Below are 24,885 nucleotides of genomic sequence, written 5' to 3'. Positions count from 1 at the left end.
TCGGGTAGATAAGCCGCAAGGCGCGCTTATTGTGGAATGTGGCGCCGGCACCACCGAAGTGGCGGTCCTGTCATTGGGAGGAATTTGTCTCACGCGTTCGGTCCGTGCGGGAGGGGCAGCCCTCGATCAAGCGATCGCGGATCATATGCATTTCCGACACAAGATTTCGATCGGCCGCCAGGGCGCCGAACGCATCAAGAGGGATTACGCCGCCCAGATTGGCGAGGGACGGCGCGAGGGCGAGTTGATCGAAGTAAAAGGCCGAAGTCTTATCTCGATGAGACCCCACTCACGGCATATTGCGTCCACGAAGTTGGACCGTGTTGTGGAAAAGCACGCAACGCAGATTATTGAGGTCATACGCGTGGTTCTCAACAAGACACCGCCGGAACTCAGTCATGATCTGCATGCGAAGGGGATACTCCTCACCGGCGGCAGTGCGATGATGCTGCGTTTGCGGCAGATGATAGAAGGTGGCACCGGCTTGCCAGTGATCGTCGCTGAGGGCCCGGCGCTCTGCGTGGCTCAGGGCCTTCACCACATTCTTCAAGGGCAAGGAACGCGCGCGCGATCGATCCGCTGATCGACCAGTCACGTCTTGCCGCGTGTTCGAGCATTATCGGGTAAGCCGTCAGGTGCTCCGATCTCCTCTCGCGCCTAGATGACGCCCATTGCCTGCATCGCTTCGGCTACCCGGACAAAGCCCGTCACATTGGCTCCCAGCACATAATTCCCAGGCGCGCCGTAGGCTTCAGCCGTTTCCGCGCAACTGTCATGGATTCGGCGCATGATGACGGCCAGGCGGGCCTCGGTTTCCTCGAAAGTCCAGCTGTCGCGCGATGCGTTCTGCTGCATCTCCAGTGCCGAAGTGGCGACGCCGCCGGCATTCGCGGCCTTCGCCGGGCCAAAGAGGATGCCCTCGCTCTGAAACATGCGCACGGCCTCTGGCGTGCAGGGCATATTCGCGCCTTCGGCCACGGCGAGGATGCCATTGCGGATCAGCGCCGACGCGTCATTGCCGTTCAACTCGTTCTGCGTGGCCGATGGCACCGCTACATCGCACGGAATTTCCCAGACGGAACCGGCTTCAGAGAAATAGGCACCCGTGCCCTTCAGGCGAGGATACTCCGCTATTCGCTCGCGCCGCACCAGCTTGATTTCCTTTAACAGGTCGAGGTCGATCCCTCTCTCATCGACAATGAAACCGGAAGAGTCCGAGCAAGCGACGACTTTGCCGCCGAACTCGTCCACCTTCTCAATGGCGAAGATCGCGACATTGCCCGATCCGGAGACGACGACCCGCTTTCCTTCAAGGCTCTCGCTCTTCGTCCTCAGCATCTGGTCAAGGAAATAGACGGTGCCATAGCCTGTCGCCTCGGTGCGGGCTCGCGATCCGCCATAAATCAGTCCCTTGCCCGTCAGGACGCCGGCTTCATAGCGGTTAGTGAGGCGCTTATACTGGCCAAACAAATAGCCGACCTCGCGCGCGCCTACACCGATGTCGCCGGCAGGAACGTCAGTATATTCGCCCAGATGTCGATACAGTTCGGTCATCAACGATTGGCAGAACCGCATGACCTCGCCGTCCGAGCGGCCACGCGGATTGAAGTCTGAGCCGCCCTTGCCACCGCCGATCGGCATACCGGTCAGCGCATTCTTGAAGGTCTGTTCAAAGCCGAGGAACTTGATGATCCCGACATTGACCGACGGATGAAAGCGCAAGCCGCCCTTATATGGACCTAGTGCGGAATTGAATTGAACGCGAAAGCCCCGATTGATCTGAATCTGCCCCTTGTCATCGACCCAGGGAACGCGAAAGATGATCTGCCTCTCGGGTTCGCAGATTCGCTCGATCAGTGCGTTGTCCAGATACTCCGGGTGCTTCGCGATGACTGCACCCAGGCTTTCGAGAACTTCTTCGACCGCCTGATGAAATTCGGTCTCTCCCGCATTCCGTCGCAGCACATCTTCATAGATGGGAAGTAGCTTTTCATCGATGCGAGGCAAAAGAGATCTCCTATTTTTGATGGCGAGGAATGGGCCGGCTGCCCCTCATATATGGGCAGCCGAAGTGCTATGCCGGTATCGCTATGCCCGGCGGGGCTGCGTGACTTTCCGGATATTGAGTGGCCGCCTGCGCCCGTCACGGTCCGGCCAGTCAATGGCATGCCCCTCGCTAATGCCAATCAGTCCTGCACCCACGGGCGTCAAGATCGATATGCGTCCTGCTGAGATGTCCGCGTCTGCGGGATAAACAAGTTGTACCGTGCGCATCGTCCCGCTCCCGGCGTCCTCGAATTCGACCAGCGAACGCATTGTGATGACGTCGGTCGGAAGCCGATCAGCCGTGAAGATGGAGGCTCGGGCAATTTCTTCCAACAGGAGCTCGCCGGTTTGCGCGGCGTGTCCAGAGGCGCTCAGGGCAAGGTTGGTCAGAATATCGGCTTCGGTATCGATAAGGCGGACGGGGGGACGCTTCGTCTTCGTGCGGCTGTTCATGGCGCTGGCTTTCGAAAGGGGAGGGAGTCGCCCGCCTGCACGGTGGCCGACCTCGTTCCATCAATCTGCCCCGAGTTCGAGGCGTGCGCGCCAGAACCCGGGGCTATATGCCCGCGAGGAGCTGTCCTCCCTGGTAGCGATAGTGCGTAAAGTCAGCCGGCAAATGCATGGACAGAACGTTGGCAGACCGCCAGCTGTGAGTCAAATGCTGGCAGCCTGATCAATTTGCCTGGCTGTGGATATCAGCCGGGCTTCCCTTGGATAGCAGCAAATCATGCTTTCCTCTCTCAAGCCATCGTTCCGGAATCGGCCAATCGTAGTCGAACGATAGTGTCTGGACATATCCAGGATCGTCCGCCATCATGCTATTGAAATGGTGTTTTTACGACCAGCAGAGATGCCCGTGGGAACGGGTGTGGGAAAGCTTCAGTTAACGTGAACGGAAAGCCTGGATATCTGCCGTTTTAATAGCGGTTATTAATCCCTCCCGCTCCGCCATAAAATGAATATTGTACTAGGTTTTGCCGCTTCGGCGTGATGTATTGCCATAAGGCTCCACAAAAGTTGCCGCGGTGGAAGGCCGGGCGCGGCGCATCGTCTCAGAAGGGGAGAATATGGTTCGCGCGAGGATTGGAGGTCTACGGCCTGACGATCAACAGATCGAAACCAGCCGGGAGCGCTCATTTCCGGATGGCTTCCGGCGAGGAGTATCTTGCCTCCATCTCATTGCTAGCCAGCGACCCGCGCATCTTGCAAGCGAACCCTCTTCCGTTCTCGCGCTACATAGATGAGCGCCCGGAAGAGCAACCGGTCGTCTTCACCACCTATAATGCTCCAGCAATCCTAAGCCGCGCTCCTCTTCCGTTGGGAGACCGGGCTCGCCGTTGAGCGCGGCTTACCGGGAACGACGCGGTGGCAACCAGCGAAGCCATGGTCACGCTCAAGACCCTGCTGGTTAAGGGAGGCTTGACCCACGGCACCGCCGGCTACTTCGATGTCTATCAGCTATCGTCATCGATCATGCCGATGATTGGAAAGATATGCCGGATCTGGCTCCGGTGGATGGAGCCGGTCACCCGGTCCCGATATTGGGTCAGCCCGATCAGGTTGCGGTCGCGCGCGGTCAGGCGACCTATTGTCCACAGCGACCGTTCAGTGTCGTCGCGTAACTGCACCAGGACATCGGCTTCGATTGGGGCTGGCTTGATCCGGTCCAGAATCACCCGCTCGCCGGCGCGGAACCGCGGCTCCATTGCCTCACCGGGAATATAGATGGCAAAATAGCGGTCCGGATCGCTCAATCCGAAGGGCATGGTCATATGCGCGGCCGGTCGGGAAAGATCGCCTTCCCAAACCTCCAGATCGTTCGCCAGCACTACATCCCCTTGCTCGGGAAATAGTAGGGCCGCGGCATAGACCGGAATCAACCGGGGGCTGGGCATGGCGAAGGGGTGGGCGCGCTCCTTCAACATCGCCGACGGCGCAGGCGCAGCGGAGAGTTCAGAAGGCATTTTGGCCTCACACATGGAAAACGGTTCGGGGAAAGCTTCCCGCAGCTTTGCAATGCTCCGCACCGAAAGCGAATAGCCTACGGTGGGCGTAGGATAGATACGGGTGAGCGTAGAAGGCGCCAAGCCCGATCGGCGGGCGATCTCCGTGGCAGAAAAGCCCGTCTCCTCGACAAGGCAGCCGATGAGATCTCGGGCTCTCCGCTGGTCCCTTCCATAATCAAAAGACATATCTATGCGCCTACGCTGGGCACTTGGATTGTGCGACCGATCAGTAAGCAACCCTGTGCGCAGGCCCCCGCGAACATGTTGCACGAGCGCATTATGTGCCGGTGCGCACGCGATCGCAAATCCTCGATCACGATGTTGTACAAACATATGATTTGCGCGCGATTTTTATTTGCCCCCCATCTAAGCTATTGGTTTTGTTCGATTATTGTCCTTATCATCGAGCAATGCGCGCTTTTGCGCATATTATCGCAAAAACATTTGCGGTATAATGACGTTACGCATAGATGATTTGCGCAACGTTGCACATACTTACGCAAATGGGTGGTGTGCGGCGGGCGGGGGATCAGAGGGCATAAGTGCAATCTAAAATTTGCTGCCCGATGGCCGCAACAGGGTGTCGCTTCGGTCATCCTGACCCCCTGCGCGATCCGCTTCGTGGCTTTGCACGATGATTAGGGGAAAGAAGAATGAGTAAGAGTTCGAAGTTCAACAGGATGCTGATGTTGTCAGCCTCCATCCCGGCGGCTGCGCTGATCGCCAACGCCGGTGGAGCTTGGGCGGCCCCCGCTACGGTGAACGTGCCGAGCGGTGCCGGCGCCAGCGCGACGGTCAACGCCGACATCGCCACGGCCATCACGACGCCCGCCAACCCCGATGTAACGGTCACGATCGCGAGCGGCGCGGATATCAGCGGCGCAAGCGTCGGCTATGATTTCGTCGCAGGTGGCTTCGCTGCCGGCGAAGGCGATGGCGCGGTCATCGTCAACAACGACGGGAATGTCACCGGCCTGAACTTCGGCGGCGTGGGCTCGGCGACGGCTACCGCCAATAGCTTCACGGCGACCAACAACGGCGAAGTCGCGGGCAGCGTCAATGCTTCCAACTTCGGCGGCGCCGTTTCCGTCACCAACAACAATCTGGTCGGCAGCAGCATCAATGGCTCGGCATTCGGCAGTGTAACGCTTACCAATGGGGTAGCGGGTCAGGTCGATGGTAGCCTGATCGGCCAGGGCTTGGGCGACGGGACGGTCCAGATCACCAATGACGGGAATGTCGATGGCAACCTTCTAGGGTCGGCCTCTACCGGCGCGGTCAACATCTCCAACAGCGGCACCGTGGCGGGCGACGCCAACGGCTCGACCAGCGAAGGCGCGATCTCGATTTCGAACGCCAGCGGCGCGCGCATCAACGGCGGTGTCTCGGCAAACTCGGACCGGGGCGCGATCACCATCGCGAACAACGGCCAGGTGCTGGGTCAGACCGACGCATTCAGCCAGGACACACTGTTCTCTTCGACCGCGCCGACGACCACGGTTTCGGGCACCACCACGACCACCCAGTCCAGCTTCTCCAGCCAGACGGTTGGCGGCGACATCGACGGCACCTATGCCGGCATCAACGGATCGCTGAACTTCAACGCGGGCAATGACGGCAGCGTCAGCCAGTTCACCGGCGGCAACAGCAGCGCGACGATCAGCGGCGCCATCCATGGTGACGTTTCATCCGCGGCTCAGGGTTCCGCAACCACCGGCCAGAATGTCTCGACAACCACTGACTCGCGTGACGCGGGCGGCACTGGCTCTGTGGTGTTCACCAGCACCAACACGCAGCTGAGCGAGGCTACGGGCGGCACCAGCGTCGTGAACATCAGCGGCACCGTCGCGCCGGGCGATTCCGGACGCAATGGCAATGTCAGTTCGTTCGGCAATGCGGGCAGCGCGGTCACCCTCGATGGTGGCAAGGTGTCGGGCGATGTGTCCTCCACCAGCCAAGGCAGCGCCAGCAGCCTGACCTTCGCGTCTGACGTCACCGATGATTATGATGCGGGCGTCTTCCAGGGCTCAACCTCGAGCAGCAGCGTCGAATTCACCCAGCGCCAGGCAGGCGGCGACGCCTCCGTCACGCTTCAGGGAGCCAGCCTTGTCGGCGGGGATGTCAACGTCAATGGTGTGACCTCGGCGACCGCGTCGGTCGGTTCGGCCGCGATGGTGGAAGGCTCTGTGTCCGCTAATGCGTTTGTCCCGGGCGACCAGTCCTTCGTTTTCGCCAGCACCAGCACCACCGACGCTTCGGGCGACGGCACGGCCGTCAACTCGACGCTTTCGACCACGGCGGCTGCGACCAACGCAGGCAATGCGACACTCACCAGCGCCGGCCGCATTGAGGGCGACGCATTTGTCGGTGCCAGCTATGGCAATGCCAGCGCGACCGTCACGGGCACCGTAGGCGGATCGGTCAACGCGTTCGTCGGCGGCACTATCGGCAGCACCGAAACGATCTCGGAATTCGCGATCAATGGCGGCGTCGGCAGCCAGACAACAGCGACTTTCCGCGATAGCTTCGAAGAAGTAGGTGGCACGGCAAACGTCGTGATCGACACGGCCGCCGCGCTGCAGGGCAAGGGCGTGCCAAGTGTGGCAGGTAGCGTCAACGCCGAAGGCATTGGCGGCGCTTCGATCACCATCGGCCAGGGCAGCGTCATCGGCGATGCCAATCTGGGTTCAGGCGGCAACCTGTCCGCGAGCAGCCTTGGTGAAAGCAACTCGGAAGAAACCGTCACCACTTTCGCAGCCAATGGCCTGACGCCGGTCAGCCAGGTGTCCACCTTCACCGAGACGCCGGTCGGCGGCGCTGCTTCGGTCACCAACAACGGCACCGCCATTGGCGATGTCGAAGTGGAGGGCCTGACCTCCGCCTCGCTGGTCAACACCGGCCTGCTGGGTTCGGGTGGCAACCTGTTCAGCGTTTCGTCTCTGGACTCTGACGTGGGCATCACAATCACCGACACGAACCCGACCGATGCGGGTTCGCGCACGATCGTCGCTACGGTCAATGCTTCGCCGGTCGGTGGCAATGCCAGCTTCACCAACAGCGGTGTGGCCCTGGGCGATGTGGAACTCGCCGGTGTCACCGGCGCGGTCACCAACAATGGCGTCCTTGCAGGAACGACCACGATCGGCGCAGCGCAGTTCAGCGGCTCGGCCACGGTCAACGCGGCGATCAACACCACCGACGTCAGCGTCGATCCGGTGCTAGCGACCCAGACCTACACGGTCGACCAGAATGGCGTGTCACGCGGCTTCGTCGTGACGGGCGCCGCTATCTCGCAGGATGAGGTCACCTCGGCCCTGGCCTCGCAGCTGTCACCGCTGGTGCCGCTCGATGCCTCGCTGGTCGATCCGGCGGCGTTCAACCTGACCGTTAACGGGCAGGCAGCCGTCAAAACCGCCGACATCAACGCGACTGTCAACCTCAGCAACGGCTCGATTACGCTTGGCGATATCGACGCCCAACGCGATGACAGCGGTGCTTACCTGACCAACACCACCGTCAACCTGAACGGCAGCGGCTTCCTGGGCGCGAGCGAGTTCAAGCCGACGGCTCCGACGGTTGCGAACTACAGCCCCGTGGCCGAACTGACCGAAGAGGCCGAAGGACTGTTCTCTCCGACCGGCGTCCGCGTGCTGGGCGTCAACGAGTTGAACAAGACCGGCACCGGCACCTTCGTCGTCACCGGGTCCGAATATGTCGCGGCCGAAGGAGCGACCCCGGCAGCCTGGACGATCGATGCCAACAACTTCAACGTGAAGGCGGGTGAGGTTCAGCTGGACGTAGTGGGTTCGGACGATGCCGTCTTCGGTATCAAGGGCAACATCAACAATGATGCCACCCTGGTGCTGGGCCGTCGTGCGCCGACCTTCATCCAGTCGGTCGGCAACAGCATCGTCACTCCGGGTCCGGAAGCGATCAAGGGCGTCGAAGTTCATCAGCAGGGCAACTACAGCCAGAGCGCCAGCGGCACGACGGTGGTAGGCGTCAATCCCTCGCTGGTCCGCTTCGGCAATCTGTCGGTCAACAATGGCGGCTCGTCGCCTGAAGTGCTGGGCCCGATCACCGGCGGCGTGAGCGTTCCCTACTTCACCACTCCAACCAATGCCGGCGTCTTCTCGACCCCGTCTTCGGTCACGGTGGACGGCAACCTGAACCTGGCCGGAAAGGTCGCGGTGACGGCGTCGAAGGACAGCCTCTATTCGACGGGCGATGGCTATACGCTCTTCACCTACACCGGCACCGGCGATGTAACGGCGACGGCGGAAAGCGCGCTCGGCTCGCAGTTTGTCAGCTTCGGCCTGAATCATGACACGACCGCCAAGACCGTGGCGATCGAAGCGATCCGCAAGAGCTACGCCACCGGCGCGACAAATCCCAACGCTGCCTCGGCTGCGGTGGGCCTGGACAGCGCTCTGGCCGATGTCATCGCCCGAGTGAAAACCGATGCCGCTGGCGGCAACGGCTTTGCGACGGTGACCGAGATCGCCAATGCTCAGGATATCGCCAACATCGCGGCGGGTCTCGACTGGCGCATGAACAGTGCACAGGCAGCGCAGGTCTTCAACGAGCTTTCCTCGGCGGAGATCTACGGTTCGCTTGCGGCTGTTGATCAGAATGCGGTCTTCAACACCACCGTCAACCGTCTGGCTGCTCGCCGCGGCTATGGCGAGGCGCTGGGCACGCAGATCTGGTTCAACCCCTCGGCGAACTTTGCCAAGACGGGCGGCACCAAGTCGGGCGCGTCGAAGATCAAGACCAACAGCTATGGCGGGGCCTTCGGTATCGACGTTGCATATCAGGCGAATGGCGCGTTCGGCATCGGCTTCGGCTACGGCCAGCATGATGTAACCGCCCAAGGCTCGCCGGAAGAAGCACAGGTTCGCACATACACCATCGGTGCCTATGCGACCCAAGGTTTCGGCCCCTTCTACGGCAGCTTCCAGTTCGCCTACGGCTTTTCGAAGTTTGAAGTCGAGCGGGACCTGACCCTGCTGGCTCGCACCATTGAAGGCGACTTCAAGGGCAAGCAGTTGGACGCGAGCATCGAGCTGGGCTACGATGTGGCTGCAGGCGGCAACCTGGTCATGACGCCCTACGGCAAGTTAGCACTGCGTCGCTGGTCGATGAACGGCTTCACCGAAGAAGGCGGCGCGGGTATCGGCCTGCGTTTCGACAACGCGTCGAAGACCGTCTTCTCACCCGTGCTCGGTGTGAAGGCAGGCGCTCTACTGGGTGATGCGGACGGAGTCGCTTACCGCCCCTATGCCAAGGTGCAGTACAGCTTCCAGGGCAATATCGGCAGCGATCGGACGGCCCAGTATATGGGCGGCGGCAACACCTTCCGTCTGAAGGGTGTGGATCCAGACGGCCACGGACTGGTCGAACTGGGCATCGACGCCTCGATCAACAAACGGGTCAATCTGTTCCTGTCCGGCGGCTATGGCTTCGGTGGGCACAACTCGGTTGGCCAGGTTCGCAGTGGCATTAGCTTCGGCTTCTGACACCACTCGGAACTGAATGGAGGGGCGCGTCGATTACGGCGCGCCCTTTCTTTCGAATTCCGATGTTCCCTCCGGCAGGGCGCGAGACCGATTGATGGGTAAGCTCTAATTCAAGAGCGTGACGATGAGTTCAATCATCACTGAGGAAAGTCGAGAGGATGACACGTCATTGTGGTGAAACAGCGTTCGTTGGCCGATCAAACAGAGATACCCGGGCTCGATCAGTCTCTCCGCCCTTCGCACCGATCCTCTAACGTGTCTGGCGGGTCCAAATTTGTCGCGCGGTCCATCCATTTGCGATCATGCAGATCTCAACTCAGAATCAACAGGCAACAAGAAAGTGACCAATCCTGGACCGGACACACCACTGCACAGGACGCTTGCGCGGCTCATCATCGAAAGACTGACGCATTACGGTGTACAGATTCTCACCAACGAAAGCGGAGCGATATGCTTTTTCGTCCCATCTCCCGGGTATATCGATCGTCCATGGACAGCAGGCGAATATGCGCAGGGCATGGAAGAAGGCGCGATACGCGAACTACAGCAGATCGCAAGATCATCTCCTGTACTTATACGTGCCATAATCGAAGAAGTGTCTTCTTCGGTTTGATCCAACCACGATCGACTTTTTTATATACCATGCATTACGGTCAAGATCATAGGAGTGTTTTGTAGAATAGCATATATTCGTCGGTGTCCGATCCGCGAAGGGAAGACTGCGGATGATCATCGTTTATTTCAGATTGGGCGGAGCCGAAGGGCTGGAAGATGTGGACGAGTTTGCCGATCAAGTTCCAGAGGCCGCTGACGTTGCGCTCGCCAACCTTCTGGAGCATGGCCTTGAGGCGTGGGAACGCTTTCTCGATCGGGTTGAAGTCCGGGCTTTAGGGCGGCAGGAAGCGTAGCGTTGCACCCGCAGCCTCGATGCTTTCTCGCACCGCTTCCCGCTTGTGGCTGGACAGGTTGTCCATGATCACAGTGCCGCCGGGTCGAAGTTCAAGCACGAGCACATGGGCAACATAGGCTTCGAACCAGGCGCGGTTGATCGGACCGTCGAGCACCATCGGCGCGACCATGCCCGTCAAGCGCAGTCCCGCCACCAGCGTTGTGGTTTTCGATGTCCGTGCGGGAAGCCCATCCGCAGCCGCTCGCCTTTCGGACACCGACCGTGGCTGCGGATCATGCTGGTCGCCGCCCAGGTCTCGTCGATGAAGACCAGGGGCTCCGGCTGCAGATCGAGTTGGCCGTCGAACCAGTCCCGACGCTGCTTCAGGATGTCGGGCCGGTCCTGCTCAATTGCATGGCCCGTCCTTTTTGCGCGTCAGACCGCGCCGCACGAAGAAGCGATGCAACCCGGCGACGGAAACGGTCAGGCCCCTTTCAGCCAGCGCCAGGCGCAGTTCCTCAAGCGTGATATCCTTGTGCGTTTCCCAAATGGTCAGAATGTCCGCGGCACGCTCTTCGACCCGGCGCGAGCGCATGTCGCCGCCCTGCCGCTTCGGGGCAAAGTCACCCGTCTCGCGCTGCTGCTTGCGCCAGCGGATGGCCGTCGACGGTGCAACACCAAACCGGGTTGCGGCAGCACGGCAACTCGATCCGCCATCCACCACCGCCAAAAGCCGAGAGCGCAAATCCATCGAAAGAACCATCCATACCGGCCTCCTTCACCAGCACGAATTGTGAATCAGAAATTTGCCCCGACGGAAATCCCCATCGATTCACGGCGGTCGAAAAACGCTCTAATGGTCGTCCCCTTGCCCTGAGGCTGACTGGCGACGCTTCCGACAATCACGCAATGCCGGGGCCTACCTCGGCCTCGTGCCCCGACGCCATCAGTCGGGCGAGCTCGACTGGACAGGCCGGATCACCAAGCAGGGCGACGGGACCGTGCGCAAGTTGCTCTACGAAGCGGCCAACTCGATCCTCACCCGGAGCCTGGAAACCCTCGCCCTGAAGACATGGGCCATGAAGATCGCCAAGCGCCGAGGCCTTAAGAAGGCCTGCGCCGCTCTTGCCCGCCGCCTCGCGGTCATCATGCATGCCATGCTAGGTGATGGCACTTTGTTCCAAGCATGAGATAGGTAAAACCTGTTTGCCAGCGGTGAAGCGTCAAAGCTGATCCGAGGGCGGTGTGCCGCGAGGGAACGCAGGGACGAACGATCTGCGAAGGTTACCGGATGGGCCCACAAGCCCGCGTCGAGTCAATGCAACGTTCGCCTCTGTGAGATCCGATACAGCACGACCGGCCTCCGGCTCGGCCAGTGCGGACAGATCCATGAAACCCTCAAGGAATCACACCGCCTAGCTCCGCAATTACAGATCTACGCCCTAAAGGGCAGGAAAATATCCGCGACGGGTTTTTGAACGCCGTCCGAGACCGACATGATACGAAATCATTTTGAGATATTCTCACTTTACAACACATAATATATGAGTACTATGGAGGCGTTGCCAAAGGGTCGCTCATTCAAATGAAGATTATGCGATATGGGGCCACGTCCTCCCCGTCACCGAAACGCGCTTTCGATAATGCCGCCGCCATATTCCTTGACTGGGATGGCTGTGTGATGATCGGCAACACTCTGATCCCGGCCGCGCGGATACTATTGGAACGGCACGCGGATCGCGTCGTCATTCTATCGAATAATTCGACGCATCTGCCCGAAGATTTCACGCGCATACTGAAACAGGCGAATGTCCATATACCGCCGGATCGGATCATCCTTGCAGGCGCAGAAGCGGTACGCCTGGCCATGCAGGCACAGCCGGCGCGGACCATGCTCCTCGGATCAACGCGGATCAAATCCTATGCCCGACACATGGGGCTGACGCTTGTGCGGGACGAGCCGGATCATATCCTGTTGATGCGCGACACGCGCTTTACCTATGCCAAATTATGCCGCGCAGCGAATGCCTTGCAGCGTGGCGCGAAGCTGATCGTCGCCAATGTGGATACGACGCATCCCGGACCCGATGGCCATATCGTGCCCGAAACCGGGGCGATACTCGCCGCCTTATTGGCCTGTGTACCAACAGCCCCGTTGATGACGGTCGGCAAACCCGCCCCCCTCCTCTTCGCACGCGCTTGCGAAGTCGCTGGCGTGGCCGCGCATCAGGCGGTGATGATCGGCGACAATCCTGAAACGGACGGAAAGGGCGCAACCGATTATGGTATCTACCCGATACTCATCGGGCCGGATGCCGGGCTGACGCTGGACGACATCCTCAACTGGTAAGTGGCGCCGCGCCTCAAAAGCGCTTGATCGACAGCACGTCGAACGTCTGGCGCAGCGTCTCGGTCGAGCGTTCATAATCCGCCAGCGCCAGGGCCGCGATCAGCGCATCGACCACGCAGAGTTGCGCGATCCGGCTGGTCATCGCCTCGGTGCGAAAACTCGTCTCGCGCGCCATGGTGAACAGAACCAGGTCGGCATAGGCCTGAATCGGCGAACGGGCGAAATTGGTGATGACGATGGTTTTTGCGCCCGCTTCCCTGGCCAGCCGCGTGGCCGCCACCGTCTCATGCGTGGCACCGCTGTGCGAGATGGTCAGCACGACGACGTCAGGGTCGCATCGCGATGCGCAGATCGCCTGCACATGGCTATCGACCACCACCCGCGCGTCGAGGCCGATGCGCAGCATGCGATAATGCGTATCTTCGGCGATCGGCGCGGAGGAGCCGATGCCATAGACTTCCACGCGCTTGGCCGCGCGGATCATGTCGACCGCCCGGGACAGCGCGGTGGGGTCCAGCACCGACAGCGAGTCGCGCAAGGCCTGAATGCCCGAATGAAATACCTTCCGGCAGATGGTGTCCATGTCGTCATCGCGCGTGACATCTTCGTGGATGAACTGGACCGGTTGCACGATTTCCCGGGCCAGGCTGAGCTTCATCTGCTGGAAGCCGGACAAGCCGATGCCGCGACAGAAATTGATGATGCTGCCTTCACTCACGCCCGTCTCTTCGGACAATTCGGTCACCGACATGCCGACGATCTTTTCGGGCTGGGCGAGGATATAATCGGCGATCCGGCTCGCCCCCTTCGCCATGCCCGGCTGGGCCACGCGGATGCGATTGAGCGTGTTGTCGATCGGACCATTGTCGGTGGTCGGAAGGGCACGGCGTTTGGGCGTGGAGGCTGTCATGAGAGTCCTGAATGGCGAGTGCGGACGCACACCACCTCTATCAGCATTTCGACGCCCTACAAAATTGAGTGCATTTTAATCGGGTCCAATGTTGCGTCCCATTTCACCACAACAAACTCATTTTTAATGTGACATCAAATTGAGTAATGTTCATTCAACTGTCACATCGGACTCCTACTTGACCCCTGCAAGCGGTTGACGCGCTGCAGCATCGAGTCGGTTCCCGGACATGATGCGGCCCGCAACCCGAACATTTTTGGGGGTATTGTCATGGTGAAGCATTCACGTCCTTGCGGCCGATCGAATTTTGGCGCGGTGCATCTTGGCCTGTTGCTGGGAGCCAGCCTGCTGCCGACGATGGCCATCGCCCAGGCACCCGCCGCTGCCGAAGCAGCCGCCGAAGCCGGGGCTGCTGCTTCGTCGATCATCGTGACCGGCCAGCGCGCCGAAGCGACCAAAGTGGCGGCCGATGCCATCACCTTTGGCAACAACATCCAGATCGTCAGTTCCGAAGCGATCGCCGCAAGCGGTGCCAGCAACTTCGCGGAACTGGCCCAGTTCCTCATCAAGGGCGCCAATATCGGCTATTCGCCGGACGAGGGCGAATATACCATTCGCCTGGACGGCGGCGGCGACCGCGACACGCTCGTCGTCCTCGATGGCGTGCCGCTTTACGACCGTGGTCCCGCCTTGGAAGATATTTGGGGATCGACAACGATCGACCCGCACATGATCGAACGGGTCGAAGTGTTCCGTGGCGGCAACAGCCTGTTCTTCGGATCGAACGGCGGGATCGGCGTCATCAGCCTGGTCACCAAGCGCCCCGATGGCACCAACAAGGTGGAACTGGGCGCAAGCTATGGCGAGTTCAATTCCCGCGAATTGTGGGGCAATGCCAAATTTGCGCTGGATGCCGAAGGACGGCACAGCGTCATGGTCTATGGCAGCAGCCAGCAGACCGATGGCCCCCGCATTTTCGCGCCAGAAAGCTATGTCGACAACGTCGCCAAGGCTGGCGGCATCCAGAAATACCCGCTCAACCGCAACAATATCGGCGTTAAATATCTCTGGAAGATCGACGACGATACGAATTTCCGGCTCAACGGCCAATATACCCAGATCGAATTTCAGGATCCGTTCCCCGACAATGAAACCTTCTCGCCGAACCGGGTTCGCTACCCGATCGTTGATTTTTCGATCGACCGGCGCTGGTCCGATGCGATCTACACCGAACTGACCGGCTATTGGAGCAACCCAAGGCTCAACAATACCGAAACCTTCGCCGAAACCTGCACAAACCGCGCCGGTTGCGTGGATGTGAAGGGCCAGCCGATCCGCTTCGGCGACGCCACGGGCCGGTCGACCTCCTATCCCAACAAGGGTTTTGGTGCGGACTCCAAGGTCGGCGGCTTTCAGGAGCGCGGTCTGAATTTCCGCAACACCTTCACCTTCCCCAAGCTGGTGGAGTTCGTCGCGGGGGTACAGGTCGTATCCTACAAGGATGACTCCGATCCGGTCTTCCCGGTCGGCGATGCCTCGACGACGATCACGGGTCTCTATCTGGACGCGCGGCCGGTCATTCCCTTCAGCCCCGATACGAAGATTTCGCTCGCGGTCCGCACCGACTTTGCCAAGAGCTTCGATTCCAAGACCATCTGGAAATTCGGCTTCCGCCAGCCGGTCGGCCCCTTCTACATTCGCGGCAACGGCGGCACATCATACAGCCTGCCGCGTACCAACGAACTCTTCTCGGTCAGTCCGACCCAGGTCGGCAATCCGAACCTGCAGACCGAAACGACCGAGACCTATAATGGCGCGGTCGGGTTCAGCAAAGCCTTCGGGGCCTTGCAGATCAATGCAGAGGTTGGCGCGTTCCGCACCGACATCAGCAATCGTATCCAGGGCACGTCCGGCCTGACGCCCAACACTTGGTTCAACAACAGCGCCGTCACCGAAATCCGGGGCATCACGGCGGACGTGGATTTCATCCTGGGCAAGCAGTTCACGGCCAACATCAACTACACGAAACAGCGGGCGCGCCTCGCGGGCACCGATCTCCAGATCAACGAGACGCCGGAATATATGATCACCGGCAATGTGGCCTGGCACAGCGCGAATGATCGGTTCCATGTCACCTTGCTGCCGCGCTATCAGGGGCCGGAATATGCGACGGGCGGCGGCAACGTCCGCCAACCCGATGGCAGCATGGCCGCCCGGTTCCGCAACAATTTCGGCAATTATTTCGTCATGAACGGGTCGATCGCCTATTGGGCGGGCGACGAGCGGCAGCATCGCTTCCAGCTTCGCGTCGTCAACATCACCAACACCAAATATGCCGAACGCTATGGTTACGGCAATATGCGCTTCAGTTCGGCGTTCCTGCGCGGCGAAATTGCGGCGAACAGCGACGCCTATTTCTACGGCTATGAATTCGAGGGCAAGCCCCGCGCGGTCTATGCCTCCTTCACCACCAGCTTCTGATCGCCCGCATGGAAGCGCATTCACCGCCATGTCACAGCCCACGCCTATCCCGTCCGCCGCTCCGGCTGAGCGGGATAGGAAGGGTGTGCATATGAAACGGTGGATGATAGCGGCGGTTTTGGTGCTGATGGCGGGCGGGGTCGGCCTGTTCTGGGCGACCCGACAAAATCAAAAGACAGAGCCGTTGCACGTTCTGCTCATTCCCGCCGATGGCGGCACGGAAAACGGCACGCTGGCGGATTACCAGCCGATCTTCAATGCCGTGTCCCGTAACACCGGACTGACCTTCGACCTGAAGGTCGCACAATCCTATGGCGCGGTGGTCGAGGGGATGTGCAACGGCGCGGCCGACATCGCCTTTGTCGGCCCCGTCACCTATCTGCAAGCGAAGGATCGCGGTTGCGCCGAATTGCTGGCGGTGGCCGTCAAATCCGATGCCTCAGTCTATTATGCCGGGTTGTTCGCGAACAAGGACGCCGCCATTGCCACCGCCGCCGACGTGCGTGGCAAGCGCGTGGCCTTTGGCGACGTCAATTCGACCTCTTCCTTCATTTTCCCGATGACCATGTTGATGGATGCGGGGATCGATCCGGCCAAGGATTTGAAAGAGGTTCGCCTGACCGGCAGCCATGCCAGCAGCCTCGCCGCCTTGTTGCAGGGGCAGGTCGACGTCGCCGCCCTCTCCTTTGAAAGCTATGAAAAGGCGGTGCGGGAGAATGTGCCGGGTGTTCGCGACGTGAAGATCATCGCGCGCAGCGATCCCATTCCCTACCCGCCCTTGGTCGTGAACAGCAAGCTGCCGGTCGCTACCCGCAACCAGCTGCAATCCGCGTTCCAGAATATCGCCCATGAACCGGGCATCACGCCAGAGATGATCCGGGGCTATGGCGGGGGGCAGGTCGATGGCTATGACGCCCATTTCCCCGCCGCCAAATTCACTCCCGCCGCGCAGAAGATGGCGATGGTCAGCGATGCGCTGAAGGCGGAAATCCTCAAGAAATCAGCGCAACGATAATGGATATTCGTTTCGATAGCACCACCGTTCATTATCCCGACGGCACATGCGCGCTGGATGATGTGTCCTTCACGGTTCTGGAGGGGCAATTTTGTGTCGTGCTGGGCCATTCGGGTGCCGGAAAGTCCACCCTGCTGCGCACCGTCAATGGCTTGTCCGCCATAACGGGTGGTCGCGTGGTCGTGGGCGGCAAGCCGGTCGATCGCAAGACCCTGCCCTTCTTGCGTCGTCGGATCGGCATGGTTCACCAGCATTATGGACTGACCGCCAGGGCCAGCGTCGCGACCAATGTCATAGCGGGCGCGGTGCCTGCCATGCCCTTTTGGCGGGCGTTGTCGGGCTTTTATACCCCAGCGTTGCAGGACAAGGCCTGTGCCCTCATCGCGGCTGTCGGTCTGGACGAAGCGCATCTTGCCCGCCGTGCCGATCGTCTGTCGGGTGGCCAGCAGCAGCGCGTCGGCATCGCGCGTGCCTTCATGCTGGACCCCGCCATCATCCTGGCCGACGAACCGGTCGCCAGCCTCGACCCTCGGCTAAGCCGCGAGGTGCTGGATCTATTGCGGACACAGGCGCGCGAACGCGGCGCGACCGTGCTGTGCAGCCTGCATCAGGTCGATCTGGCGCGCCAATATGCCGACCGGATCGTCGCTTTGCAGGCTGGCCGGGTCGTGTTCGACGGGCCGCCCGCCATGTTCGACGAGTATGATGCCAAGCGCATCTACGCAAAGCAGGATGCGGCCGCCCCGGTCCAGGCGGTGCTGGCATGACCGCGCAGGCGCGCACCCGCTGGTCCTACCCGCGCCCCTATGGCAGCGGCACGATCCTGGCGCTGATCGGCTCGGCCCTTCTGCTCTGGTACACGGGCCAGCGCGTCGAAATCGGCCGGATGGTGATGATGACGACGCAGGCCGTTGCCGTGCAATTCGGCCTGGCCGACCAATCGCAGGTCGCCGACGGCCTTGGCAACGCCATCGGCCAGCTCGTCCCCATCCAGCTTTCCGAACGGCAGGAGGTCAGCCGAATCGAAGGTTTCGATCCAACCGACCTGCCATTCCTGTCCCATGTCGAGGTCGTCGAACGCCGCGCCGAAACGATCAATCCGCAAACGATGCGGATGGAAAGCCGTCCGGTCCGCACGACCTATCTGGTGCAACCGCTCGGCTATGTCTGGCTGGTCGCGGCCAAGATGCTGGAGACGCTGGAAATCGCGCTCTGGGGTACGATCGTCGCCATCCTCATCGGCTTTCCCCTGGCGTTGCTGAGCGCACGCAACATGATGCGGTTCGCGGTCATCCGCATGGTGGCGCGCGGCATCATCGGCTTTTGCCGGGCCATTCCCGAACTGGTCAGCGCCCTGTTTCTCGTCATTGCTTACGGTTTCGGCCCGATCGCGGGCATATTGGCGCTCGGCCTCTACGGCGCCGGGTTCCTGGGTAAATTCTATGCCGACGATGCCGAAAATGCCGACCCCCGGCCGCAGGAAGCCCTGACCGCCATCGGCGCGGGCAAGATGCTGATGTGGCGCTATGCCATCCTGCCCCAGGTGCTGCCCCAATATATCGCCTACACGCTCTACATCCTGGACCGGAATGTCCGCATGGCGACCGTCATCGGGCTGGTGGGTGCAGGGGGCATCGGTCAGGAACTCAAGGGCCGCTACGACATGTATGAATATGGCCATGTCGGCACGATCCTGATCGCCATCTTCATCGTCGTCCTGCTGCTGGATCGCAGCGCCGGACGGCTGCGCAAATCCCTCTTGTAACCCCCATCCTATTGATCGGAGCGGCCATGTCCCTGAAGAACAGACGCGATTTCCTCAAGACCGCCAGCGTGGCGGGGACCATGGCGGCCATACCGGGCAGCATCGGGCGGGCGCTGGCCATCGCGCCCAAGCGCGTGACCGGCACGATCAAGGACGTGAAGCATATCGTCATCCTGATGCAGGAAAACCGGTCGTTCGATCATTATTTCGGCACGCTCAAAGGGGTGCGGGGTTTTGGCGATCGCCATCCCATCCCCCTGCCCGACAATCGCCCGGTCTGGTGGCAATCCAACGGCGCGCGCGACCTGCCGCCCTTCCATCTGGATACGGAGCGGACCAACGCGCTTAAGGTTCCTGGTACGCCGCACAGCTTTTCAGACGCGCAGGCCGCCTGGAATCAGGGCAAATTCGGCCTGTGGCCCAAATATAAGACCGATTATTCGATGGGCTATTACAAGCGGCAGGATATCCCCTTCCAGTTCGCGCTCGCTGAAGCATTTACCATTTGCGACGCCTATCACTGTTCGGTGACCAGCGGCACCGACCCCAATCGCATCGTTTTCTGGTCCGGCTCCAGCTTCGACCCCAAGGTCGCCGCGCAGGGCGTGAATTGCCGGGATACGCATTCGGAGCCGAATAATTTACGTTGCTGGATCAAGGGCGCACTGCCCGAACCGGGCTATACCTACGCTGGAAACGCACTGGAATGGGCGACCATCCCCGAAGTGCTGGAGGCTGCCGGAATAGACTGGCGCATCTATCAGGATCCCAATGACAATTGGACCGGGGCGATGCACGGCGGCCTGGCCTTCAAGGGGTTCCGCGATGCCAAGCCACAATCCGGCCTCTACCAGCGCGGCATGAGCGCATTTTCGCTCGAACAATTCGCCAGGGATGTGAAGGACGGCACCCTGCCTGCCGTGTCATGGATATTGCCACCCAAAGAGCGATCGGAACATCCCAGCGCTTCGACCCCGATCGAAGGCGCAGCCTTCACGGCGGAAGTTCTGGACGCGCTCACCGCCAACCCGGACCTGTGGAGCCAGACCGTCTTCTTTCAGACGTTCGACGAAAATGATGGGCTGTTCGACCATGTGCCGCCGCCCGCGCCGCCTTCCTATAATCGCGACGGCACGATGGCGGGCAAGGCGACGCTCGATCTGGCGGGTGCCTATTTCGACGACCATGAGGACAAATATACATCGCGCGATGACGATGTGAGCGGCACGACGCGCCCGTGGGGCCTCGGTCCGCGCGTGCCCATGTATGTGGTTTCGCCATGGAGCCGGGGTGGCTGGGTCAATAGCGAGATATTCGATCACACCTCGGTCGGCCAGTTCCTCGAAAAGCGTTTCGGAGTGACGATCCCCGGCATCAGCCCATGGCATCGCGCCGTCTGTGGCGACCTTACCAGCTGCTTCGATTTCAGCCAGAACGGCGATAGCGGTTTCCCCACGCTGCCCGATGTCAGCGCCGCCAGCGCGATCCTGGCCGATCATATGACCCGCCCCAAGGCCCTGCCGCCGCGCGCGCCGCAGGACATGTATCAGGAAGCAGGCATCCGCCGCTCACGCGCCCTGCCTTATATCCTCCACGTTGATGCCGTCGCGATGAAGGATGCGCTGGTTCTGACATTTGCCAATGAAGGCAGGGCGGGTGCGGTTTTCCATGTCTATGACAAGCATAGGCTGGATCAGATCCCGCGCCGTTATACCGTGGAAGCGGGTAAATCGCTGAACGATCAATGGGCCGCTGACGCCGACGGCCGCTTCGACCTCGTCGTGCTTGGCCCCAACGGCTTCGTGCGGGGCTTCACCGGCGATCTGCTGCAAGCCGCCGCCGCGCCCGTGCTCACCGCCCGTTATGATGCGGCGGGCAAGGCCATGCGCCTGCGCCTTGCATCGGCTGGATCGACACCCGTCAGCGTCACTCTTGGTAAGGATGCCTATGGCGTCCAGACCGATCGGGCTATTACGGTGGTGGGCGGCAGCAGCACGAACGAACGCTGGCCGGTGGCGAAAAGCGAAAACTGGTATGATCTGACCGTCGCTATGGCGGGCATGGACATCCGCCTTGCCGGGCGGGTCGAAACCGGACGCCACGGCATCAGCGACCCACTCATGCGGGCCTGAAGCCGAGTAGGTAAGGAAAAGAGGGCCGACCGAGAAATCGGCCAGCCCTCTTTTCCTGATCGACCTAAAGGTCGGAGGTGCACATCTCGATCTCGGTCGAAACGGCGGACTGGGCATCATAACCATAAAGAGGCGCTTCGTGCACATGTCGAGAAAAGGGCGCCGGTGTATATCGCTTGATAGATCGGTAGCATCTACTCAGCTTGGGGCACGAGTCGATCACGCGGCCATCACCCCGCCACATCGCCATAGATTGCGCGCAGCACTTCCGGATCGGACTGGTTGACCGCGTTCGCTTCCCTGATCGTGCGGACAGCGTCGAGCCCGCGCAAGCCGATCAGCGTCGGACGCTGCTGCTCCACCATGGGATAGCGGTCGTCAGTTCGATAGCAGGCGATCTGGCCATCGCTGGCCTGAACGACACCAGCCAGCGCGGTGCGAGCCAACCCCGGGTTGGGCCACCAGCACTGCACGACCGCGCCGAATAGCCGGCTCGCGCCGCCTTCCTCCACGTCGGTATCGTTCCAGCCGCCCGGATCGGCGCCGGTGAGGTCATGGACCGCGACCGTCGCGGCGCCGGCGCGCATCAGATTCTGCACAAGCGCGCCGCCATCCACACCTACTGGCAGCACGAGAAAATAGCTGGCGAGCGCCGAATAGTCGGCTTGACCCGCGATCACCGTTGCGTCCGCCTCCAGATTATAGAGCAAGGCCCTGCGAAAGACATTCTGCTCGTCACGATGGATATGTTTCGTCACCGCGCTGTGGATCAGGCCCGCCCGGTCTTCCGGCTTGGCGAACGTAACGACCGCTATCCCTTCGAACGGCTCGACGATCGCCGATCCCAGATCCTCCAATGGGGTCACATGATGCTGCGTGTAGGAATCGAAGCCCGGTATCCGCGCGGCCATCACCCCATGAACGTCACGCCAATAACGTGAGAAGAGATCCCGCGAAATGTCGGCTTTCCGCTCAAGCAGCGCGATCGTGGTCGGCTGCGCCATCAAAGCCATCCCTCCATCACCGGCCGTGACGGATCGGCATCCCCGAACCGACCGCGCCATTCGAGCGGCGTGGCGGCCAGTCCGCCGTCGACATTGGCGTGGTCCTGTCGCCAGTCCAGCAGCCCGTGCCGGTGTGCGACGCGCCATTCGCCCGCGCGGCGTTCAAACCGATCAATATAGCGCCCCCCGATCAGGATGACCCCGCCGCCTGCAAGGGAAAAGACAGTCCAGGGGGGATAGTCCGGCGGCACCTGGTGGAAAGCACGCAGATAGGTCTCGGCCCAGGCTGTGTCTCCGTGGAAGCGGACTGTGATATTGCTCACCTGATGATGGGTCGGCCCGATCGGATCGATCAGCGCCTTCGCTTGCGCTACGAAATCACGCCATGTGCCTTCAATCGAGAAGAATTTATAGGTGGCATCCTCATGAAAAACGCTGTCCATCAGGCTCCAACGGCGGCGGTCCACCGCGTGGCAATAACGGTGAATGACATCCATGATCTCGAACCGCCAGGCTGCCTGCTCCGCTGTCACGCCTGCCATAGCGCACCCTCCACCGGCAGCACCGTGCCCGAGACATAGGCGCCCGCGCGAGAGGCAAGGAACAGAACAGCGCCGCCGACATCTTCCGCAGAACCCAGCCGCCCGGCAGGAATGCCCGCGATCACCTGATCCTTGAGGCCCGGCACCGCGGCGAAGAAGCCGTCGGTCATGTCACTGGGGAAGAAGCCGGGCGCGATCGCGTTGACGGTGATTCCCTGGGCCGTCAGGTCCGACGCCATCATTCGGGTGAGTTGATGGATCGCGGCCTTGCTCGCCCCATAGGCATAGGCGCCATTGCTGCTGCGCCCCCAGAGCGCGCCGATCGAGCCGATGGAGATGATCCGCGCGGGATCACCAGGGCTTGCCGCCGCCTTGAGTTCGGGCAACAATGCCTGAGCCAGGAAAAAAGGGGCGCGCAGGTTCAGCCCCATCTCGCGGTCCCACTGGTCGGCGCTGGCATCCTCTATCGGGCCGGCGCTGAACATTCCGGCATTGTTGACGAGGATGTTCAGCGCGGGGATGCGCCCGGCAATGTCCGCCGCCGCCGCCTCCACGCCCGCCGTGGTGCCCAGATCATGGGAAAGGAAAAACGCCTTGCCCGGGCCTTCAAGGCTCTCGGCGAATGCCGCACCCACCTCCGCCCCACGCCCGACGATCAGCACGTTGGCACCCGCCTCGACCAGCGTGCGGCTTATCATCGCGCCGACGCCCTTGGCGCCGCCGGTGACGACAGCGGTCTTGCCCGCGACGGAAAAGAGAGATTCAAGGATGCTCATGCCGCGACCGGCTTGGCGATGTTGAGGGTCTGTAGCGCGGTATAGGGATAGAGCCCTTCCAGCCCGCCCTCGACGCCAAAACCCGACTGCTTGTTCGCCGGGAAGGGCACCGCCGGATCGAGCGCGCAATGCTGATTTACCCAAACGCTGCCGCTCTCGAGCCGCAGCGCAATCTTCGCCGCCGCTTCGGGGTCGCTCGACCAAATCGAGCCTCCCAGCGCGAAGGAAGAGGCATTGGCCCGTTCGATCACATCGTCGATGTCGCTGTAGCGGATGATCGGCAGTATCGGGCCGAAGGGTTCCTCATCGACAATCGGATCGCCATCCGCAACGTCCCGCACAACCGTCAGCGGTACGAAATATCCCGGCCCCGCCGGCAATTCCCCACCGGCGATGATCGTGCCGCTGGCTCTGGCACCCGCCAGATAGTCCAGGACCTTGTCGTATTGCGCCTTGTTCTGGACCGGCCCGAACTGCGCCTCCGGATCGCGGCCGCCCGCGACCTTCGATGCTGCGGCATAGGCGGCGATCTCCGCGCACATCGCGTCATACAGGCTATCGTGAACATAAAGCCGCTTGATGATTGCGCAGACCTGGCCACTGTTGAAAAAGGCGAAGGCGAAAATCGCGGGCGCGATCGCCTTCACATCGGCGTCGGGCAGCACGATCGCCGCATCGTTGCCACCCAGTTCCAGCGTGACACGCTTGAGCGTGGGTGAGGCCGCCTCCATGATCCTGCGACCGGTGGCGGTCGATCCGGTGAAGGTCACCTTGGCAACGTCGGGATGGGAAACGAGATGCGCGCCCGCCTCATTCCCGCCCGACAGAATGTTGACGACGCCGGCGGGAACGACCTCCCTGATCAACTCGCCCAGCCGCAAGGTGGTGAGTGGTGTTGACGGCGCGGTTTTGACGACGATCGTATTGCCGGCGGCCAAAGCGGGCGCGATCTTGTTGCAGGCGATGAAGACCGGGGCGTTCCACGGGACAACGGCCGCAACGACGCCGAGCGACTTGCGGTGCAGTTCAACCCGGCGCATTTCGTCCTCGACCAGTATTTCAGGCTCGATCCGCAGACCCGCATAATAGTTGAGATAGCCTACGGCCAAGTGGGCGATCTCGAACTGCGCCAGCGCCAGCGGGCGACCCGTCTCCTGGATCAGCAGTTGGGCTAGTTCGTCGACATTATCGGCAATGACCTTCGCCATGGCGGTCAATGCGGCGCCTCGTTCATCGGGCGTCGCGTCGCGCCAAGCAGGATAGGCACGCTTCGCGGCGGCGACCGCCTGATCCACCTCCGCCGTCCCGGCATCGGGCACCTGCGCAACAACGCTCTCGTCAGTGGGATCAATGACATCCATCTTCCGCGCGGTATCGACCAACGCTCCATCGATCAGCATCTTGACCATGTTTTCCTACCTCTCCGATATTCGTGTTTTTGTCGTTTGGA

Annotated in this window: 16 protein-coding genes and 2 pseudogenes; 9 read left to right on the top strand and 9 right to left on the bottom strand. The window is 61.2% G+C overall.

The annotated features are described in order from the left end of the window. Positions 1-31: 31 nt before the first annotated feature. A complete protein-coding gene (locus K663_RS03585; protein WP_235589503.1) occupies positions 32-583 on the top strand; it encodes a rod shape-determining protein in 552 nt (183 codons plus the stop codon). 74 nt (positions 584-657) lie between these two features. On the opposite strand, the gene gdhA is transcribed toward K663_RS03585, so the two are convergent. From gdhA to K663_RS24595, 3 genes are all read right to left on the bottom strand, one after another. Continuing rightward, entirely contained in the window at positions 658-2,007 is a 1,350-nt protein-coding gene (gene gdhA / locus K663_RS03580) for an NADP-specific glutamate dehydrogenase (RefSeq protein ID WP_062114177.1), read from the bottom strand. 81 nt (positions 2,008-2,088) lie between these two features. Next, positions 2,089-2,499, bottom strand: a complete 411-nt coding sequence (rnk, locus tag K663_RS03575) for a nucleoside diphosphate kinase regulator (protein WP_062114174.1) — start codon at positions 2,497-2,499, stop codon at positions 2,089-2,091. A 1,001-nt stretch (positions 2,500-3,500) separates the two neighbouring features. Continuing rightward, on the bottom strand, positions 3,501-4,238 hold the full coding sequence (locus K663_RS24595; protein WP_062114171.1) for a hypothetical protein: 738 nt from the start codon (positions 4,236-4,238) through the stop codon (positions 3,501-3,503). A 467-nt stretch (positions 4,239-4,705) separates the two neighbouring features. Between K663_RS24595 and K663_RS03565 the strand changes: the two genes are divergently transcribed. Further along, on the top strand, positions 4,706-9,571 hold the full coding sequence (locus K663_RS03565) for an autotransporter domain-containing protein (RefSeq protein ID WP_145902224.1): 4,866 nt from the start codon (positions 4,706-4,708) through the stop codon (positions 9,569-9,571). A gap of 659 nt (positions 9,572-10,230) precedes the next feature. On the opposite strand, the pseudogene K663_RS23180 reads toward K663_RS03565, so the two are convergent. Continuing rightward, positions 10,231-11,223: pseudogene (locus K663_RS23180) on the bottom strand (IS630 family transposase). A 118-nt stretch (positions 11,224-11,341) separates the two neighbouring features. Between K663_RS23180 and K663_RS03550 the strand changes: the two are divergent. Next, positions 11,342-11,650: pseudogene (locus tag K663_RS03550) on the top strand (transposase); the annotation flags it as partial. A 491-nt stretch (positions 11,651-12,141) separates the two neighbouring features. Next, on the top strand, positions 12,142-12,810 hold the full coding sequence (locus K663_RS03545; protein ID WP_235589502.1) for an HAD-IIA family hydrolase: 669 nt from the start codon (positions 12,142-12,144) through the stop codon (positions 12,808-12,810). Between the two features lie 13 nt (positions 12,811-12,823). Here K663_RS03545 and K663_RS03540 read toward each other — a convergent pair whose 3' ends face one another. Beyond that, positions 12,824-13,720, bottom strand: coding sequence for a MurR/RpiR family transcriptional regulator (locus tag K663_RS03540; RefSeq protein ID WP_062114145.1), 897 nt, complete (start codon positions 13,718-13,720; stop codon positions 12,824-12,826). A gap of 270 nt (positions 13,721-13,990) precedes the next feature. Between K663_RS03540 and K663_RS03535 the strand changes: the two genes are divergently transcribed. The 5 genes from K663_RS03535 (at position 13,991) to K663_RS03515 (ending at position 21,113) form a co-directional block, all read left to right on the top strand. Continuing rightward, the gene (locus tag K663_RS03535) at positions 13,991-16,201 is read left to right on the top strand and encodes a TonB-dependent receptor plug domain-containing protein (RefSeq protein WP_062120252.1); all 2,211 of its coding nucleotides are present in this window, start codon (positions 13,991-13,993) and stop codon (positions 16,199-16,201) included. A 91-nt stretch (positions 16,202-16,292) separates the two neighbouring features. Continuing rightward, the gene (locus K663_RS03530) at positions 16,293-17,216 is read left to right on the top strand and encodes a phosphate/phosphite/phosphonate ABC transporter substrate-binding protein (protein WP_062114142.1); all 924 of its coding nucleotides are present in this window, start codon (positions 16,293-16,295) and stop codon (positions 17,214-17,216) included. After that, a complete protein-coding gene (gene phnC, locus K663_RS03525; protein ID WP_062114138.1) occupies positions 17,216-17,983 on the top strand; it encodes a phosphonate ABC transporter ATP-binding protein in 768 nt (255 codons plus the stop codon). Before K663_RS03530 ends, phnC begins: the two co-directional genes overlap by 1 nt. Then, positions 17,980-18,981: a phosphonate ABC transporter, permease protein PhnE gene (gene phnE / locus K663_RS03520; protein WP_062114135.1), complete on the top strand. Its 1,002-nt coding sequence runs from the start codon at positions 17,980-17,982 to the stop codon at positions 18,979-18,981. Before phnC ends, phnE begins: the two co-directional genes overlap by 4 nt. 26 nt (positions 18,982-19,007) lie before the next feature. Beyond that, positions 19,008-21,113, top strand: a complete 2,106-nt coding sequence (locus K663_RS03515) for a phosphocholine-specific phospholipase C (protein ID WP_062114132.1) — start codon at positions 19,008-19,010, stop codon at positions 21,111-21,113. Between the two features lie 230 nt (positions 21,114-21,343). On the opposite strand, the gene K663_RS03510 is transcribed toward K663_RS03515, so the two are convergent. The 4 genes from K663_RS03510 to K663_RS03495 are packed head-to-tail and all read right to left on the bottom strand — an operon-like array spanning position 21,344 to position 24,844. Next, positions 21,344-22,117 (bottom strand): EthD domain-containing protein, encoded by a 774-nt coding sequence (locus tag K663_RS03510; protein ID WP_062114129.1) that lies wholly within the window; start codon positions 22,115-22,117, stop codon positions 21,344-21,346. Continuing rightward, on the bottom strand, positions 22,117-22,659 hold the full coding sequence (locus K663_RS03505) for a nuclear transport factor 2 family protein (protein WP_062114126.1): 543 nt from the start codon (positions 22,657-22,659) through the stop codon (positions 22,117-22,119). Before K663_RS03505 ends, K663_RS03510 begins: the two co-directional genes overlap by 1 nt. Further along, the gene (locus tag K663_RS03500) at positions 22,647-23,435 is read right to left on the bottom strand and encodes an SDR family oxidoreductase (protein ID WP_062114121.1); all 789 of its coding nucleotides are present in this window, start codon (positions 23,433-23,435) and stop codon (positions 22,647-22,649) included. Before K663_RS03500 ends, K663_RS03505 begins: the two co-directional genes overlap by 13 nt. Next, a complete protein-coding gene (locus K663_RS03495) occupies positions 23,432-24,844 on the bottom strand; it encodes an aldehyde dehydrogenase family protein (RefSeq protein WP_062114118.1) in 1,413 nt (470 codons plus the stop codon). The genes K663_RS03500 and K663_RS03495 overlap by 4 nt, the downstream gene beginning before the upstream one ends. Positions 24,845-24,885 lie beyond the last annotated feature (41 nt).

This window comes from Sphingobium sp. MI1205, assembly GCF_001563285.1.
Taxonomy (GTDB): Bacteria; Pseudomonadota; Alphaproteobacteria; order Sphingomonadales; family Sphingomonadaceae; genus Sphingobium.
Note: the sequence above shows the minus strand (reverse complement) of the source record. Positions and strands in the feature narration are given on the sequence as shown.